This is a genomic window from Leucobacter celer subsp. astrifaciens (assembly GCF_001273835.1).
GTDB classification, from domain to species: Bacteria; Actinomycetota; Actinomycetes; order Actinomycetales; family Microbacteriaceae; genus Leucobacter; species Leucobacter celer.
This window is the reverse complement of the sequence record NZ_JHEI01000047.1, coordinates 1-249: the sequence shown is the minus strand read 5'-3', so window position 1 is coordinate 249 and position 249 is coordinate 1. Positions and strand designations below refer to the sequence as shown.

At 70.3% G+C, this 249-nt stretch carries 1 protein-coding gene; it reads right to left on the bottom strand.

The annotated features are described in order from the left end of the window. Window positions 1-249: ABC transporter permease (locus AMS65_RS00110; protein WP_157501925.1), on the bottom strand; the 249-nt coding region annotated here is incomplete at both ends.

Below are 249 nucleotides of genomic sequence, written 5' to 3'. Positions count from 1 at the left end.
CGCCGAGCGCGAAGACGAGCGCGGTGCGCAGGCCGGCGAGGATCACCGGGGAGGCGAGCGGGAGTTCGATGCGGCGCAGCACCTGGCCGGAGGTCATCCCCATGCCCTTGGCCGACTCGCGCACGTTCGGGTCGACCTGGGCGATGCCGGTGATCGTGTTGCGCAGCACCGGTAGGAAGGAGTAGACCACGAGGGCGACCAAGGCGGTGGCGAAGCCGGTCTGCCACAGGAGGGCGAGCAGGATCACCA